The 2,113-nt window shown below is 69.9% G+C and carries 1 protein-coding gene; it reads right to left on the bottom strand.

The features are described from left to right. The coding region (locus CU044_RS21295; RefSeq protein WP_240045750.1) for an acyltransferase domain-containing protein at nucleotides 1-2,113 on the bottom strand (2,113 nt) is incomplete at both ends.

The following is a 2,113-nucleotide window of genomic DNA, read 5'->3' as shown; positions in this document are numbered from 1 at the left end:
ACCGCACCCCGCGTCACAAACACAAACCGCGACCCCGCGAACCGCTCCTCCACCAAACGCTCCTGAAGCAACCCAAGCACCCGATGCGTCAACGCCCGTGCCGCATCGGCTGGGTCAGTGGTCAGCTCTCCGACCACCGGGATCAGCACCACATCTGGCACCGGTCCCTCATCAGCGGCCAACGCGGCAAGATCCGCGACGCGTTCGGACTCGGTTCCCGCATCACGCAGGGCCTCGACCAGGCCCAAGGTGTCCTGGCCCGCCACCGCGATCGTCAGCGAAGTGCCGGCAGACGAAGTGGACACCGGTGTCCAGTCCAGCCGGAACAGCGCGTCCCTCGTCAGCGCACCCGCCTCATCCAGAGCCTCCGCCGACAACGCCCGCATCGCCAACGACTCCACCGACGCGACCGGCGCACCCATCACATCAGCCACCGCGATCGACACGACGCCATCCACCCCACGCACCAGCCGCACCCGCACCGAAGAAGCCCCCGACGCCCGCAACGACACCCCACCCCACGCGAACGGGACACCACCGGACTGCCGACCAGCACCACCAGCGCCATCAGCAGCCTCACCCGGCGAGCCCACGAACCACGCCGAATGAAGACCGGCATCCAGCAACGCGGGATGGAGGCCGAACGCCTCCGCGTCACCTCGCACGTCCTCGGGCAGGCTCACCTCTGCGTAGATCTCGCCGTCCCGGCTCCACGCGGCGCGCAGGCCCTGGAACACCGGGCCGTACGCGAAGCCCTCGACGGCCCGTGCCTCGTAGAAACCGTCCAGATCCACCGGCTCAGCACCCACCGGCGGCCAAACCGACGCATCAAACTCAACGACAGCCCCGGCCTCAGCACCTACCGCCAGCACACCCGCCGCGTGCTGCGTCCACGGCAACTCCCCCTCACCCTCAAGACGCGAGTGAATCGCGACCGTACGCCGCCCCGACTCATCCGCCACCCCCACCCGCACCTGCGTCCGCACCGCGCCCCGCTCCGGGAGCACCAGCGGCGCCGCGAGTGTCAACTCCTCCACACGGTCGCAGCCGACCTCGTCACCGGCCCGGATCGCCAGCTCAAGCAACGCCGTTCCCGGTACGAGAACCCGGCCCATCACCGCGTGATCAGCCAGCCAGGGGTGCGAGCGCGCCGACAGCCGGCCGGTGAGCAGCACGCCTTCGCCCTCGGCCAGCTCCACGACGCCGTTGAGCAGCGGATGCCCGGCCTCGACAAGCCCGATGGCCGCCGCGTCGGTGCCGCCCCGCATACCGCTGGGCCAGAACGGCTGGTGTTCGAAGGCGTACGTGGGCACATCCACCCGCGACGCCCCGGTACCGGTGAAGAACCCGGCCCAGTCCACGACGACCCCCCGCACATGCAGCTGCGCCAGTGCGGTGACGGCCGACAGTTCTTCGGCGCGATCCTTACGGAGGACAGGCACGGTGAGGGCCTCGTCGGGTACCGACTCCCGTGCCATCGCGGAGAGCACGCCGTCCGGGCCCAACTCCAGGAACGTACCCACGCCCTGCTCGCCGAGCGTCCGTACCCCATCGGCGAAGCGCACGGCTTCCCGGACATGCCGTACCCAGTAGTCGGCCGAGCACAGCTCCTCCGCCGACGCCGGACCACCGGTCAGATTCGACACGACCCCGATACGCGGCGCCTCGAACGACAGGCCCTCCGCCACCGCGCGGAACTCGTCCAGCATCGGATCCATCAAAGGTGAGTGGAACGCGTGCGAGACCCGCAGCCAGGTGGCCTTCCGGCCCTGATCCTCCAGGCGTGCCGCGACTTCCAGGACCACGTCCTCGTGGCCTGAGATCACCACGGACGACGGTCCGTTGACGGCGGCGACCGACACTTCGCCCTGACGCTCGAACAGCAGCGGAAGGACCTCGTCCTCCGTCGCCCGGACCGCGACCATCGCACCACCGGACGGCAGCGCCCCCATCAGCCGCGCCCTGGCGACCACCAACGCGCAGGCGTCCTCCAACGAGAACACCCCCGCCACATGCGCCGCCGCGACCTCACCGATCGAATGCCCCGCCACGAAGTCGGTCCGCACACCCCACGATTCGACCAGCCGGAACAGCGCCACCTCCACCGCGAACA

Source organism: Streptomyces sp. L-9-10 (assembly GCF_004151105.1).
Taxonomy (GTDB): domain Bacteria; phylum Actinomycetota; class Actinomycetes; order Streptomycetales; family Streptomycetaceae; genus Streptomyces.
This window is presented reverse-complemented; position numbering and strand designations above follow the sequence as displayed.